At 44.1% G+C, this 14,659-nt stretch carries 14 protein-coding genes; 4 read left to right on the forward strand and 10 right to left on the reverse strand.

Annotation, left to right across the window (positions count from 1 at the left end; all coding sequences use genetic code 11):
• Positions 1-47 precede the first annotated feature (47 nt).
• The 4 genes from HYN49_RS02465 to HYN49_RS02480 all read right to left on the reverse strand — a co-directional run bounded on the left by HYN49_RS02465 (position 48) and on the right by HYN49_RS02480 (position 3,797).
• Positions 48-914 carry a cupin-like domain-containing protein gene (locus tag HYN49_RS02465; RefSeq protein ID WP_108902641.1) on the reverse strand — a complete coding sequence of 289 codons (867 nt, stop codon included), beginning with the start codon at positions 912-914 and terminating at the stop codon, positions 48-50.
• 109 nt (positions 915-1,023) lie between these two features.
• Positions 1,024-2,112 (reverse strand): biotin synthase BioB, encoded by a 1,089-nt coding sequence (gene bioB, locus HYN49_RS02470; RefSeq protein WP_108902642.1) that lies wholly within the window; start codon positions 2,110-2,112, stop codon positions 1,024-1,026.
• A gap of 141 nt (positions 2,113-2,253) precedes the next feature.
• Positions 2,254-2,706, reverse strand: a complete 453-nt coding sequence (locus tag HYN49_RS02475) for a hypothetical protein (protein WP_108904921.1) — start codon at positions 2,704-2,706, stop codon at positions 2,254-2,256.
• 152 nt (positions 2,707-2,858) lie between these two features.
• On the reverse strand, positions 2,859-3,797 hold the full coding sequence (locus HYN49_RS02480) for a bifunctional riboflavin kinase/FAD synthetase (protein ID WP_108902643.1): 939 nt from the start codon (positions 3,795-3,797) through the stop codon (positions 2,859-2,861).
• A 168-nt stretch (positions 3,798-3,965) separates the two neighbouring features.
• Here HYN49_RS02480 and HYN49_RS02485 point away from each other — a divergent pair, with 168 nt between their 5' ends.
• Both HYN49_RS02485 and HYN49_RS02490 read left to right on the forward strand, forming a co-directional pair.
• The gene (locus HYN49_RS02485; protein WP_108902644.1) at positions 3,966-6,821 is read left to right on the forward strand and encodes a reprolysin-like metallopeptidase; all 2,856 of its coding nucleotides are present in this window, start codon (positions 3,966-3,968) and stop codon (positions 6,819-6,821) included.
• Positions 6,822-6,883: 62 nt separating this feature from the next.
• A complete protein-coding gene (locus HYN49_RS02490; RefSeq protein ID WP_108902645.1) occupies positions 6,884-7,447 on the forward strand; it encodes a DNA-3-methyladenine glycosylase I in 564 nt (187 codons plus the stop codon).
• Here HYN49_RS02490 and aat read toward each other — a convergent pair.
• Genes aat through HYN49_RS02505 form a run of 3 tightly spaced genes read right to left on the reverse strand, consistent with a single transcriptional unit; the run spans position 7,444 to position 9,391 of the window.
• Entirely contained in the window at positions 7,444-8,067 is a 624-nt protein-coding gene (gene aat / locus HYN49_RS02495; protein WP_108902646.1) for a leucyl/phenylalanyl-tRNA--protein transferase, read from the reverse strand. The genes HYN49_RS02490 and aat overlap by 4 nt on opposite strands.
• Positions 8,068-8,119: 52 nt before the next feature.
• Entirely contained in the window at positions 8,120-8,491 is a 372-nt protein-coding gene (locus HYN49_RS02500; protein WP_108902647.1) for a DUF3127 domain-containing protein, read from the reverse strand.
• A gap of 21 nt (positions 8,492-8,512) precedes the next feature.
• Positions 8,513-9,391, reverse strand: coding sequence for a flavin reductase family protein (locus HYN49_RS02505; protein WP_108902648.1), 879 nt, complete (start codon positions 9,389-9,391; stop codon positions 8,513-8,515).
• 166 nt (positions 9,392-9,557) lie between these two features.
• Between HYN49_RS02505 and HYN49_RS02510 the strand changes: the two genes are divergently transcribed.
• Complete coding sequence (locus HYN49_RS02510) at positions 9,558-10,718, forward strand: sensor histidine kinase (protein ID WP_108904922.1); 1,161 nt, start codon at positions 9,558-9,560, stop codon at positions 10,716-10,718.
• Positions 10,719-10,769: 51 nt separating this feature from the next.
• On the opposite strand, the gene HYN49_RS02515 is transcribed toward HYN49_RS02510, so the two are convergent.
• Positions 10,770-11,159, reverse strand: coding sequence for an HIT family protein (locus HYN49_RS02515; RefSeq protein ID WP_108902649.1), 390 nt, complete (start codon positions 11,157-11,159; stop codon positions 10,770-10,772).
• Between the two features lie 18 nt (positions 11,160-11,177).
• Positions 11,178-11,654: a transcription elongation factor GreA gene (gene greA, locus HYN49_RS02520; RefSeq protein WP_108904923.1), complete on the reverse strand. Its 477-nt coding sequence runs from the start codon at positions 11,652-11,654 to the stop codon at positions 11,178-11,180.
• A 164-nt stretch (positions 11,655-11,818) separates the two neighbouring features.
• Here greA and HYN49_RS02525 point away from each other — a divergent pair, with 164 nt between their 5' ends.
• Positions 11,819-12,244, forward strand: a complete 426-nt coding sequence (locus HYN49_RS02525; protein WP_108902650.1) for a Rieske (2Fe-2S) protein — start codon at positions 11,819-11,821, stop codon at positions 12,242-12,244.
• A 34-nt stretch (positions 12,245-12,278) separates the two neighbouring features.
• Here HYN49_RS02525 and HYN49_RS02530 read toward each other — a convergent pair whose 3' ends face one another.
• Positions 12,279-14,468, reverse strand: coding sequence for a TonB-dependent receptor (locus HYN49_RS02530; protein ID WP_108902651.1), 2,190 nt, complete (start codon positions 14,466-14,468; stop codon positions 12,279-12,281).
• Positions 14,469-14,659: the final 191 nt, after the last annotated feature.

Here is a 14,659-nt window from a genome sequence, read left to right on the forward strand (position 1 = left end):
CTGAAACTGAAAAAGCCCGTCATATCAAGCGGGCTTTTTTAATGGGATTATTTCGCCAGTTTATTGTTGGTCCTGATAACCGCCTGCTCATTCTTATAATCAATCCATTCCTGACCTTTCCATTTGCGCATAAAAACATCGTAATGGCGCATAATCAGGATATTGTAAACTGCTTTGGATAAATTCATCGCATTGCGCGGAAACGCACGAAGGCTCATCGAAAATCCCGGAGTCAAGTATTTCATATAATGCCAATACCCTTCCGGCATGTAGAGCATTTCTCCATGGTTCAGGTCGCACACAAAGCCTTTCGCATTCTTAAGTGCGGGCCATTTTTCGTAATCGGGATTGTCAAAGTCGATGTCTTCCCTTGCAATCAGTGCATGAGGCACTTTATACATGAACCTGGTTTCGCTTTGCGGAAAAATCACGCAGCGCTTTTTTCCATGGAAATGAAAATGAAGGATGTTCGAATAATCAATGTCATAATGCATGAACACTTTAGAATTTTCCCCGCCAAAAAAAAGCATCGGCAATTGCCTGATCAGCCTGAGCCCGATATCTGGCCATTTAAAATCGAATTTCAGCAACGGCACTTCTTTCATCAGATTGTAAAGGAAGATACGGTAATTCGTGGGTCCGGACTGAAGCATGTCAACATACTCAGACATCTTCATCTTCTTGTGGGCCTCGTTGAAACCTTCAGTATGTGACACCGGGCGGTCATCATACAACGGCACGATCTTGTCTCCGGCGACTGCCTTGATATAGTTCAAATCCCATTTAGCGAAAGCGGGCCAGTCATTAACGAGCTGCTCTACCACAACGGGTTTCTGTTTCTTTACATAATTATTGTAAAAATCTACTTTGGTGATAGTCTTTACGCGTTCAATTTGGGTTAAGTTCAGACTCATAAACGGAGTTGCAAACGAAATAAATTAAAAAAATGCCTTTGATGGTGTCAAAGGCAAAGTTAAAAAACCAAAATTTTTAATAATATATATTTAACAAAACCGAAACATATCAGACTTTCGATTTTTGTGATGCCTCAAGATTTCTTTCGATCGTATGGCCTGGCCGCGACCATTTTGGCTTTTCGCCTAAAGCACTGAATTTTGACTGATCTGCCTCTACAGTTTCAGGCTGTGCGGCTTTTACGAAAGGTTTCTGCGGAATCAATCCCAGCATTTCAAACATCTTCATGTCTTCATTGACATCCGGATTTGGCGTGGTCAGTAATTTGTCTCCGGCAAAAATGGAGTTTGCTCCGGCAAAAAAGCACATCGCCTGCCCTTCACGGCTCATATTCATCCGCCCAGCGGAAAGCCTTACCTGTGTTTGCGGCATGACAATCCTTGTAGTGGCTACCATACGGATCATTTCCCAGATTTCGACAGGCTTCTCTTCTTCCATTGGCGTGCCTTCCACAGCAACAAGGGCATTGATCGGCACGGATTCCGGTTGCGGGCTTAATGTTGCCAAAGCGACGAGCATTCCTGCACGGTCTTCAATGCTTTCACCCATCCCGATGATTCCGCCGCTGCAGACAGTGACGTTGGTCTTACGCACATTCTCGATGGTTTGCAGACGGTCTTCAAACCCACGCGTTGAAATGACTTCCTTATAATATTCTTCGGACGTATCAAGGTTGTGGTTGTATGCATAAAGTCCGGCTTCAGCAAGCCTGTGCGCCTGGTTCTCCGTAAGCATGCCTAGAGTGCAGCATACCTCCATATCGAGCTTGTTGATCGTACGCACCATCTCGAGTACCTGGTCAAACTCAGGGCCGTCTTTTACATTTCGCCACGCTGCGCCCATGCACACACGCGATGACCCGCTTGCCTTGGCACGCAAAGCCTGTGCTTTGACATGGCTGACGGTCATCAGGTCATTGCCCTCAATTTCAGTATGGTAACGTGCCGCTTGCGGGCAGTATCCACAATCTTCTGGGCAGCCGCCGGTCTTGATAGACAATAACGTGGATACCTGTACTACATTCGGGTCGTGGAATTGGCGATGAACGGTTGCCGCTTCAAAGAGCAGGTCCATCATCGGTTTATTATAGATTGCGATAATTTCGTCTTTAGTCCAGTCGTTTCTTGAAACACTCATAAACTTGTTTTAATGTTGGTTCAAAAATAACGAATTCACCCGGAACGGAAAAACATCCTGCGGCAAAGTTTGAATGAGAGGATTTCACATAAAAAAAGACCATATAATGACGGCCTTCTTTAAATTTTATATGTGATATGATTAGTCGACACGATTTATTTTCTCGACTTTGTTTTTCCAGAACTGCATCAGGCAGAAGGAAACAATCATCGAAGCGGCTACGGATTCAAACAGCAACCCTATACAATACGTATAAATGGAAATGCCGCCTCCGGCAAAAAGAAATTCATCCGACAGGTTTTGCAGATATGTCTCTCCTCCCTTGTAATAGATTAAAGACAATAATCCTGCCACACTTAATATCGCGCCAATCATGGAAGTAATGATTGCCGAAATCAGGTTGGTATTGTATCCCCTTATGCCATCATTATAATTTTGGCTCAGCGTCCGGTTGACCCCGTAAATCACAATAAAGACGTTGAGCACCCGCAGGTAAAAATGGCTGGAAAGGCCCAGCGCATCCATAATTAAAAAGTAAATTCCTATTCCTAAGAAAATGATAAATCCGTTGATGAATTCTCTAGATAGTTTCATGATAATCCGGTTTTTGGTTAATGTAAAAAGATGTTTTATCTTATACAACCTAAAATTACGAATTAATCTTTGCAAAGCTTTTCAAATGGCCTTACAAAATTCCCATTTTAATAAACTTTTAATAATCATTTAAGCAGAAAATGACTTGGGAGTTAAGATTCTGATTTTCTGTTTCCTATATATGAAAGCGAGAATTCTTTGTCTTCACGGAGTTTGTGCTGAAGCATTTCAATCGTACCGAACTTCTCCTCATCCCTGATTTTGCAAAGTACAGAAACCGTAATCTCACGATCATACAGGTCTTTTTCAAAATCAAAATAATTCACTTCTATGGTTTGTGAAGTCCCACCCACGGTAGGATTTGTCCCGATACTCATCATACCGTACACCTTTTGCCCGTCAATGAAACTGCTGACGACATAAATCCCGATGGCCGGAATCAGTTTATAATCGTCGCTGATATAGAGGTTTGCCGTAGGGTAACCGAGCTGACGGCCCAACTGGCGGCCCTTAACAACGGTACCGCTGAAAAAATAATCATAGCCAAGATATTGGTTTGCCAGCGCTATTTCGCCGGAAATCAATGCATTCCTGATTTTGGTAGAACTGATGGAGATGTCATTGATTTCGAGTGAGGAAATTTGTTCCACCTCAAAATCATAAGTTTCACCAAAACCGATCAGGTCGTTGATATCGGCGGTGCGGTTCCTTCCGAAGCGGTGGTCATGGCCTATGATGATTTTCCGGATATTGAATTTTGCAACGAGGATGTCCCTTACGAATTCTTCCGCGGTAAGCCTTGAGAAATTTTTATCGAACGGATGGATCACAAGATTATCCAAACCCGTCTGTTGAAGCAATTCACATTTTTCTGCCATGGTATTCAGAAGCCTGATATCGCTTCCTTCCTGCAGCACCACGCGGGGGTGTGGAAAAAAAGTCAACAACAGTGTTTCCAGTCCGGCACCCGCGCTTTGCATGAGCCGCTCTATGATTTTCCGGTGTCCGGTATGCACGCCGTCAAAAGTCCCGAGGGTCACTACGGTGCCGTTACCTGGCGTGAAATCATCAATGGAATTAAAAACTTTCAAGCTTGTGCATTTATACTGCAAATTTATACCATCTGCCCAAATTACAGGCATTTATCAAACTTAAATTTATATTGAGAAAGAAATATCTTATTTCTTAAAAAGCAGGTTATTTTGAGCTATAGTTCTACGGAATTTACTAAATTTGACTGAAAATTAAACCTTTATGCAATGAAAAGAATTCTACTTCTCACTCTTTTTTTCAATTTATTTTTCGGCGCTTATGCCCAACAGGGTAATTTGTGGACAAAAATCACAGCAGACAAGACCCCTGTTTCCGAAAAGTTGGCAAAAAGATCGATCCCAAGCGAGTTCCAGGCTTTTTCCCTTGACCTGAACCAGCTAAAATCAAGGCTGGCCGGCGCTCCTGACCGCAAAGACAACAAAACCAAAGCCGGCGTATTGCTTCCATTCCCAAATGAAACCGGTGAATTGGAAAACTACAGGGTTTTCGAATCCTCAGTAATGGATCCTGCACTGGCTGCAAAATATCCGGACATTAAATCATATGTGGGTGTCGGAGTGGATGATGCCACCGCCACAATTTGTTTTACGACTACCATTTTCGGGCTACACACAATGACCTTGTCAGGAAACCATAACAACGTTTTCATTGAGCCTTACACTAAAGACCTGAGCAAATACATGGTCTACAACAGGAATAAGGTACAGTCACCACCGTCATTTGAATGTTTTATGGCAGAAAAATCAAATGAGCAGAACCGCAACCCGAATACTACACAATCCAGCACACAGATTTACCGCACTTACAGGCTTGCCCTTGCCTGTACGATAGAGTATGCCACTTTTCATGTGAATGCAGCAGGGGTGTCGTCAGGTACGCTGGCTCAGAAAAAAGCCGCTGTACTTGCAGCAATGGTAGTTACAATGGCCCGTGTAAATGGTGTTTATGAACGGGACCTGGCGATCCATATGAACTTGATTTCTAATAATGATGTGCTGATTAACATTACATCAGACACTTTTACAAATACCAGTGGTGGTGCGATGTTGAACCAGAATCAGAGTTTTGTAGATTCAAATATTGGCAGTTCAAATTATGATATCGGGCATGTCTTTTCAACCGGAGGCGGCGGAGTAGCATTTCGTGGAGGTGTATGCAATAGCTCCAGTAAAGCCAAGGGTGTCACAGGCTCCGGAGGTCCGGTAGGCGATGCTTTTGATATTGATTACGTCGCGCATGAAATGGGGCATCAATTTGGCGGCAATCACACTTTTAACAGTGACTTTACCGGAAGCGGGTCTTGTGAAACAAATAAAAACCTTGAAACCGCTATTGAGCCAGGAAGTGGCACCACGATTATGGCATATGCCGGAATTTGTAATGCCGGTAATAATGTGCAAAACAACTCTGATGCGCATTTCAGCTTCATGAGTTTGCAGGAAATCGATGCTTATGTCGCGTCGGGAGGGAATTGCGCTGCAAATATGGCTATGGTCAACACCCCGCCTGTTATTGCCCCAATTCCTAATTATACGATTCCGAAAAGCACTCCTTTTATATTGAAAGGTGATGCTACGGACGCGCAGGGCAATTCGCTGACTTATTGCTGGGAAGAGAATGACCATTGGGATACGAACACGGTAGCAAAATCCGCCCCGCCAATAGCCACAAATACGGGAGGTCCAAACTTCAGGTCGAGGACCCCTTCCGCGTCACCTGAAAGATACATGCCTGTACTTTCAAGCGTACTTGCCAATAATATTACACCGAACTTTGAAGTGGTCCCTTCTGTAGCAAGGACAATGAATTTTGCACTTACTGTGCGCGATAATAACATAGATGGCGGGCAGACCGCACGAAAAAACATGACTGTCACCACTGCTAATGTAGGGCCATTCGTGGTGACTTCGCCAAACAGCGTCGTGTCATATGCTTCAGGTTCGAACCAAACCGTTACCTGGGATGTGGCAGGAACGACAGCCAATGGGATCAACTGTAATTTTGTTGACATCTATGCTTCAAGCAATTCAGGTTCCACATTCCCTACCCTGCTGGCGAGCGGCGTACCAAATGATGGTTCAGAAGTCATCACTATCCCGAATACTGTTGGTACGAGTAACCGTATTATGGTAAGGGCGAATGACAATATTTTTTATGATGTGTCAAATACAAACTTCGCTATTACGAGTGCTCCGTCAACATTTTCAATTGCTTTTGCAGGTGTTGCCGGTAAACAATACCAGACCGCTTGTGCAGGAAGCACTATTGTTTATCCTTTGACATATGCCGCATTATCAGGCTTTAGCGGAAGCACTACCTTAAGCGTTACAGGAAATCCTCCCGGATCAACAGTAACTTTTTCACCCAACCCTATAAGTGCTGGTGGTAGTGTGAACATGACTATTTCTGACACTTCAGGAATGGTGAACGGCATTTACCAAATGGTAGTCACCGCTACATCAGGTGCTACAACAAAAACGGTGAACCTGTATCTGGTAGCGACAAGTATATCTTTTGCTACTATTGACCTGAACACGCCTGCCAATTTCTCTACAAACCAGGCTACAAATGTAGTTTTGGATTGGACTGAAGACATGTTTGATGCCAACGGTTATGATGTCCAGGTGGCAACAGATGTCAATTTCGTAAATCTTGTACACAGCCAGACGGTACCATCAAGCGGATTTACCACCTCACTGGGTTCAAACACCACATATTACTGGCATGTAAGGCCACGTTTCAGCGCCTGTACAGGAGCCTATTCGGCAACTTCACAATTTACGACTGGCAATCTCGGAATTGAGGACAATGCCAGTTTCAATTTCAGCGTATATCCGAATCCGAATGATGGGGCTTTCAATATCCATTCTGACCGATTCTCTTCTGATAAAATCCAGGTTATGGTTTATGACATGCGTGGAAGGGTGATTTTCAATCAACATTACGCTGGAAACAGCAGTTTTGATGAAAGCATAGCGTTGCCTAATGCCCAGGCAGGAGTGTATTTACTTTCCGTAACAGACGGTGAGCACAAAGGCATTAAGAGGATTGTCGTAAAATAATTATTAAATTCATAGCAAAGCGCTTTCATTCATTTGAAGGCGCTTTTTTATTACCATCAAATATGCCCGAAAAAATACGTTGCGGCTGGTGTGCCGGAGATGCGCTTTATGAAAAATACCATGATGAAGAATGGGGCGTTCCTGTTTATGACGACCGGAAAATTTTCGAATTCCTCATTCTGGAAACCTTTCAGGCCGGATTGAGCTGGATTACGATCCTTCGAAAAAGAGAAAATTTCAGGAAGGCTTTCGACAATTTCGATTATCAGAAAATTGCAAAATACGATGAAGCAAAAATCCAGGATTTAATGCTTGACGCAGGAATTATCCGCAACCTGTTGAAAATTCGTGCTGCCGTTTCGAACGCCATGGCATTTATGGCGATCCAAAAGGAATACGGGAGTTTTAGTAAGTACATCTGGGGTTTTGTCGATGGGAAGCCTATTGTAAACACCTTGCGTGGATTATCACAGGTGCAGGCTACGACACCAATTTCAGATGCTTTGAGCAAAGACCTGAAGAAACGCGGATTCAAATTTGTAGGCTCCACTGTGGTGTATGCGCATATGCAGGCAACAGGAATGGTCGACGATCATATCGACAGCTGCTGGAAAAAATCAAATTAGCTTTTCAAAAGAATGTCCATAAATTCCTTTCTTGGGATTTCACGGCAGCCCAAACTTTCAAGATGGTCATTATGTACCTGGCAATCGACGAGTTCATATTTTTTTGCCAAAGCGATGAATGCCACTTTTGAAGCGTTCGGGAAAATGGAAAACATGCTTTCGCCAGAAAATACATGGCCAAGATCAATACCATACAATCCGCCCGCAAGTTTGCCTTCATGCCATACCTCAATCGATTTTGCCAGACCTGCTTCGTGAAGCCGGCAATAAGCTTCCATCATCGCGTTTGTGATCCACGAACCGTTTTGATCATGACGGTATATTTTGCTGCAGTTTGAAATGACCGCTTCAAAATCCTGGTTGTGTGTTACTTCAAAAACATTCCGGTTCAGGAGATTTCGCATACTTTTCGAAATCTTAATTTCATCCGGAAAAAGCACCATCCGTTGTGGCGGCGCCCACCAGATAATGGGTTCGTCTTCATTAAACCAGGGAAAAATACCGCGTTTATAAGCCAGCGTCAACCTTTCGGCAGAAAGATCGCCGCCAATGGCCAGGACGCCAAATTTGTCAGCCTTTTCAATGGGCGGAAAAAATAAATCTTCATTCAATATATACATCCCAAAAAAAAATCCTGGCGGTCAGGCCAGGATAATTAAATTATATCATTGTTTAGAACGGCAGATCATCGTGATCTTCTTCTTTGAAATCAGGTGCAGGTTCAAAAGCAGGTGCCGCAGCTACAGGCGCTGCATGTATTGGTGCCTCAGCAGCCATCCTTTCGATCCTCCAGCCCTGGATGCTGTTGAAATATTTGGTTTCGCCCTGGGGACTAACCCATTCGCGGCCTCTTAAATTGATGGAGACCTTAACCGGTTCCCCCACCCTGTAATTGTTCAGCAGGTCACATTTGTCCTGACCGAATTCGATCATGATGTGCTGTGGGTACTGCTCTTCGGTTGTAACAACCAGTTCTCTTTTTCGGAATGTGGCGCTTACCTGTTGTTCGGCGTTGATCACTTTGATTTTTCCTGTAATTTCCATCGTCTTGTAATTTATTGTTGTTTAAATCCGTTCTGCCAAAAGCACTTTCCAGGCGGAGAGCACGTCATCATGGTCAAGGTATTCCTTCGCTTTAAGATGGATTTTCTCCTCATCATCAGCACTCAGCACACCCTTGACGGCAATGTTAGCTTTTACAAATATATTAATTTCTTCGGTAGTTGGCAACGATTCCGTGTTTCCTAATTTCCCTAAATCGTTCCCTGTAAAAACGCCGCTTTCCTTAACAAAATCAGGAATCTGATCTACACCAATGCCCAAGGTCGTCAGCGGTTTAGGCACTTCAAACAGCCCCGCATTCGAACGGGAATACCAATTGCCTCCAAGCCTGGAAACGAGGTCAATCTTGTGCTGGTCAATGGCACCGTTTTCATTGAGGATGGATTCGTGCAGATGGATTTTGAGCACTTCGCAAACCACCAGGTTCCCGGCACCACCCCCATCGCCCAAAGCGATGACATCATTGACCTTACATTCAAACTGTACCGGACTTTCTGCCACCCGATACGGTTTTACAATATCCGACGGGACCTGCGTAAGACCGGATTTGAGGAATTCATTCACGCCATCCGGATATTCGGTGCTGGACAGCGAGGCCTGCTGGACAATATCATAATTCACGACATTGATGACAACTTCTTTTGTCGCCTGTACATTCAGCAACGTGTGTTTTACGGTATTGTCGCGTACGCGCCTTGCGGGTGAAAAAATCAGTATCGGCGGGTTCGAGCTGAATACATTAAAGAAACTGAAAGGCGACAGGTTCGGGATGCCGTTTTTGTTGATGGTACTGGCAAAAGCGATGGGGCGCGGGCCGACAGCGCTTTGCAGGTAGCCCTGCAATTGCAGCGGCGAAAGTTCTTTGGTTTCGAAACTTGGCATGGAAATTCGTTTTTGCAAAAGTACGTAAATGTTGCGACGATTCCCTAGCCCGGATGGAAGCGGCATCCTTTTCATGCCTTCTTTAGGCAGGAAAAGATATAGCGGACAGCCGGATCAGCTCCTGAAAAAAATAAAAATCCCTATATTTAACGCACAAATTAAACTCATGGAATTTTCGGAAAGAAGGAATGCTACACGTTGGGGGATTATCGCCGCTTCTTTTGTGATTGTGTTGTTTATCCTGTGGAATACGTATGCGCTGTTCCAGATTTTCAAGAATGAGGAACGGATCAAGCTGGAAAACTGGGCTTTGGCGCAGCAGAAAATCAATTCCATTGATGTCAATGATGTGAATGCGGATCTTGAACTGCCGTTTGCCTTGGCGCAACATCCGCCCAGCATCCCGATCATCCTCGCGCTGAACAATACGATAGTCAACACCAATGGCATCGACGAATCGATTTTGAAGAACCAGAAAAAACTGGACGATTATATCCGCACGCTGAAATCGCTGAATGATCCGATTGTTACCAGATTATCCAAAGATAAAACGCAATATTTGTATTACGGTGATTCGTCTTTGCTGAATAAGCTGAAGTATTATCCGGTGGCGCTTTTGCTGATTATTTTCCTTTTTGCGACGGTCGTTTATAACTTCTACCGAAGCACGAAAATGGCGACGCAGAACAAGCTTTGGGCGGGAATGGCGAAGGAAACCGCGCACCAGATCGGGACACCTTTATCTTCCTTATTGGGCTGGCTCGAAATCATGAAAGCCGATAATGTGGATGAAACCACGGTCACTGAAATAGAGAAAGATGTCGTAAGGCTGCAATCCATCGCGGACCGTTTTTCAAAAATTGGCTCCGAACCGATCCTTGAAGAAAAAGACATCATTTTTGAAACGGAAACTTCCGTGGAATACCTTAAAGCCAGGTTTTCAAACCAGGTTGCGTTTACTTTTACGGCACCCCATTATCCGGTGATGGTGATGATCAATCCGGCGTTGCACAGCTGGACGGTGGAAAACCTCGTTAAAAATGCGATTGATGCGATGCGTGGTAAAGGCAATCTTGATATCGCCATTATCGATGGTGACCGTTTCCTTCGGATTTACATTTCAGATACTGGGAAAGGCATCCCGAAAAAGCAATTCCGGCGTGTATTTGAGCCAGGGTTTACAACCAAGAAACGCGGCTGGGGACTGGGGCTTTCACTTACAAAAAGGATTGTGGAAGAATACCACGACGGCAAAATCAGGGTATTGCATTCAGAACTTGGGAAAGGAACCACCATTATGGTGAGTTTCCGGAAGCCGGGAAAATAAAAGATGCAGGGCTCAAGGTGCAAGGCACAGAGAAACCTTGACTGTTACATTTTACAGGTTTTGCCTGATGGCCGATGCCAAAGCTTCAAACGTTTCCTTTTCCAACTTTACCTTATTCTGGAAACGCATGTCGCCCATGTCGTTCAAAGGGATCAGGTGTACGTGTACATGCGGGACTTCAAGCCCAATGACTGCCATACCTACCCGGTCACAGGGAACGGTTTTGGCTATGGCAATCGCTACTTTTCTTGAAAACTGCATCAATCCCGCGTACAAATCCTCTTCGAGGTCGAAAAGCTTATCGACCTCCTTTTTCGGGATGCACAGCGTATGGCCTTCCGTATTCGGGTTGACATCAAGTATGGCAATATAATTGTCGTCTTCGGCGATTTTATACGAAGGCAGTTCGCCGTTGATGATCCTGGTAAAAATGCTTGGCATGTGGACTATTTTTTAAAATTAATCCCTTGACACTTCCAGCACCTCGAATTTCAGGATGCCGTTCGGCACAGTGATTTCAGCTACTTCACCAACCGATTTGCCCAGCAATCCCTTCCCGATGGGGGATGTGACGGAAATTTTACCGGCTTTAAGGTCGGCTTCGCTCTCGGCTACCAGCGTATATTTCAACTCCATGCCATTGGCCTGGTTCTTGATTTTCACATTTGAAAGCACGAGCACTTTGGACGTATCGAGTTGCGACTCGTCAATCAGCCTGGCGTTGGCATATAAATCTTCCATTTTGGAAATACGCATTTCCAATAATCCCTGCGCCTCTTTTGCAGCGTCATATTCCGCGTTTTCAGAAAGGTCTCCTTTATCACGTGCTTCCGCAATAGCCTGCGAAGCTTTCGGGCGTTCTATGCTTTTCAACTGCTCGAGTTCATCCTTCAGTTTCTTCAATCCTTCGGCAGTGTAGTATGATACGTTATTCATAATTTCATCGTTTATATAAAATAGAAAAAATCCCATCTGCAACGGGATTTCTTTTGACAAAGATAGTATTTTTCAGTTCGCCCCATAATTATATGTTAATCATGGAGAACCCAAAGTTAATTAATTTAAATTTGTCCGTACAACTATCCACTGATTTTTTTAGCATGAAACGCATATTACCTCTTTTTACTGTGATGATATTGCTGGCCGCCTGTTCCGGAGGCAGTTCACGATACCGCAATCCTTTCCTTCCCGATTACTCTTTTTCGATGAACATCAATACGAATTTACCTACGCTGAGCGGACTGAATTCTCCTATAAACCCCATCATTATCCCTGATAACGGCAGCGGAATCACAATCATCGCCATGAAAATTTCCGATAACGATTACCGCGCCTGGGATGCACATTGCCCTAACCAGGTGCCTTCAGCCTGTTCGCTGATGGATATCGATGGTGTAAATGCTGTTTGTTCCTGCGAAAATTATGAATACAGTATTTTTTCAGGTGATGGATCACAGGTTGAATATACGATGAAGCCTTATAAGGTTTCCGTGATTGGGAACAACCTGCTCCGCATATCCAATTAATAAAAAAACCGGTTTTTAGGCCGGTTTTTATTGCTTAGAATTTTAATGTCAGTCCGACAAGGAAATTGGTTCTCGCCTGCGGATAATAATATGGATAGACATCATACATATAACCGTTTGACACATACTTTCTATCGAAAATATTATTGACCAATCCATTTATGGCGATGCTTTTGAAAATGGTTTTTGGTTTAAATTCATAAGACACATTGAAGTCATTTACACAATAATCTAAAATTCTGGCTTCCGGCGATTCGATGTTGTTCATGAATTGTTCCCCTACAAATTTAGAAAGCAGTGACGCCTGGAGGTTAGCAATTGGTTTGAAAACCAGAATATTTCCGGCAATTACCGATGGTGAATAAGCGATATCACGGGTTCCGTAATTTTCTCCGGCAACAGCCAAATCGACATTTTTGTTCATGCTTATTGTAAAGTTTGGACGGATAATAAGTTGTTTAAAAATAGCATAAGTCACATCGGCTTCAAACCCCAGACGGTAGCTTTTCTCACTGTTAGAACGGATTGGGTTACCGACATCGTCAAGGTTTCCGGTAAGAATAAGCTGATCTTTATACGCCATATAATATACGTTGGCGTTGATTTTCAGTTTGTCTGAAGTATTTCTCCATCCTAATTCAAAATCATTGAGTTTCTCCGGGCGCGCATTGCCGCTTTCATAATCGGTGCGGTTAGGTTCGCGCTGCGCCTTGGCATAAGAAAAATAAAAGGCATTGGATTTATTCAAATCGTAGGTGATTCCCGCTTTTGGGTTTATGAAATCAAAAGTATCGTCTACAAAATCTGCCTGTACGCCATTCGCTTGGTAATTCACGTTGCGGTATTGGAGGTCTCCAAACAGGCTCCATGTCGTCGATAATTTATAATTCGCTTTCGCAAAAATATTGGCATCGGTTTTTACTGCGTAATCGTCATAATAATGATCCCCGAGTTCACTTTGAGAAGCAAAACGCGCCCAGATGACTTTTCCGAAGTGGTCGCCTTCATAACGATTCCAGCCACCGCCAATAATCACTTCGAGTTTTTCCGAAGTATAATTTCCGGAAAATGTCATGCCGTAAAAATCATTGTCGAGCCATTTTTGGCGTACCAGATCTGTTGAAACTGCTGTGCCGACAGGAATTAATCCATAATCCCCGAAATCGGCATCTTCTTTATAATTTTCGTAATAACCTTTCCCTTTTGTATAATGCAAAGCCGTGTTCAATTTCCAATGGTCAGACAGCCTTTCGTTCCAATGCAATTGGTAATGGTTCTGGAAATAATTGTCGGTTTCATTATCGTAGAAACGCGTTTGTCCGAATTCGTCTGTGTAAATTCCCGCCGAATTGAATGTCGGACTGATGAAAATCGTTGCTGCATCAATACCGTTCCAGGACTGATATGTTTTTTCGCTGCCGCCAAAGACGAGCGCCTTGATCAAGGTTGTTTTACCCACATAAGTCCCCTGAAGGAAATACGATTTTAAATCGGCCGCAGCACGATCGACAAAACCGTCGGAATGGATTACAGAAAGCCTTCCTGCCAATTCAAAACCTTTGTTTAAAAGACCGGAACTAAATTTCACGGTATGTTTCCTTGTATTGAAACTTCCGAACGAATTCGAGATTTCGCCATTGGCTTCCTTAGCGAAGCTGTCCGTTAAAAGATTCAGGCTGGCTCCGAAAGCACCCGCGCCGTTCGTTGATGTTCCTACGCCACGCTGCAATTGCAGGCTTTCTACGGAAGAAGCAAAATCGGGCATGTTGACCCAGAAAGTGCCGTGGCTTTCGGAATCGTTGTACGGGATTCCGTTGATGGTGACATTTACGCGGGTGGCATCACTACCGCGAACACGGATTCCGGTATAACCCACGCCATTTCCGGCATCAGAAGTGGTAACGACCGACGGCAGGAAATTCATCAGGATGGGAATATCCTGGCCCAGGTTCCGGGATTTGATTTCTTCTTTACCGAGATTGCTGAAGGTGACCGGCGTTTTGGATGTAGCACGGACGGCAGACACGAGGACTTCATCGAGTTGGTTTGTTTTGGTCGAGTCCTGGGATGTTTCCTGCGCGAGCAGCGTTCCTGAAAAAAGCAGCAACGCGATGGAACACGGGACCGCGTGAGGGATTGAAGCAAGGTGCCGCGCACCGCGTAAAGCCCGACGGCGTAGTGCAGCGGAGCCGGCACGCCCAAGAAAATAAAATAAAGTTTTCATTCGTAAAATGTTACGAATAAAAGGGGCAATTATTCTTCGTTAATAATAAATTGAATCCTGTGACGACAGCGTGCACTCTGTGTCACTTTTCCCTTAGCGGCATTACCCGCCCAGGTTCATTGGGTATAATCTCAGCCCTTGGTAGAGCACCCCTTTGAGACGCGCAAATATAGTTTTTAATTACGAATTAC

This window comes from Flavobacterium pallidum (genome assembly GCF_003097535.1).
GTDB lineage: Bacteria > Bacteroidota > Bacteroidia > Flavobacteriales > Flavobacteriaceae > Flavobacterium > Flavobacterium pallidum.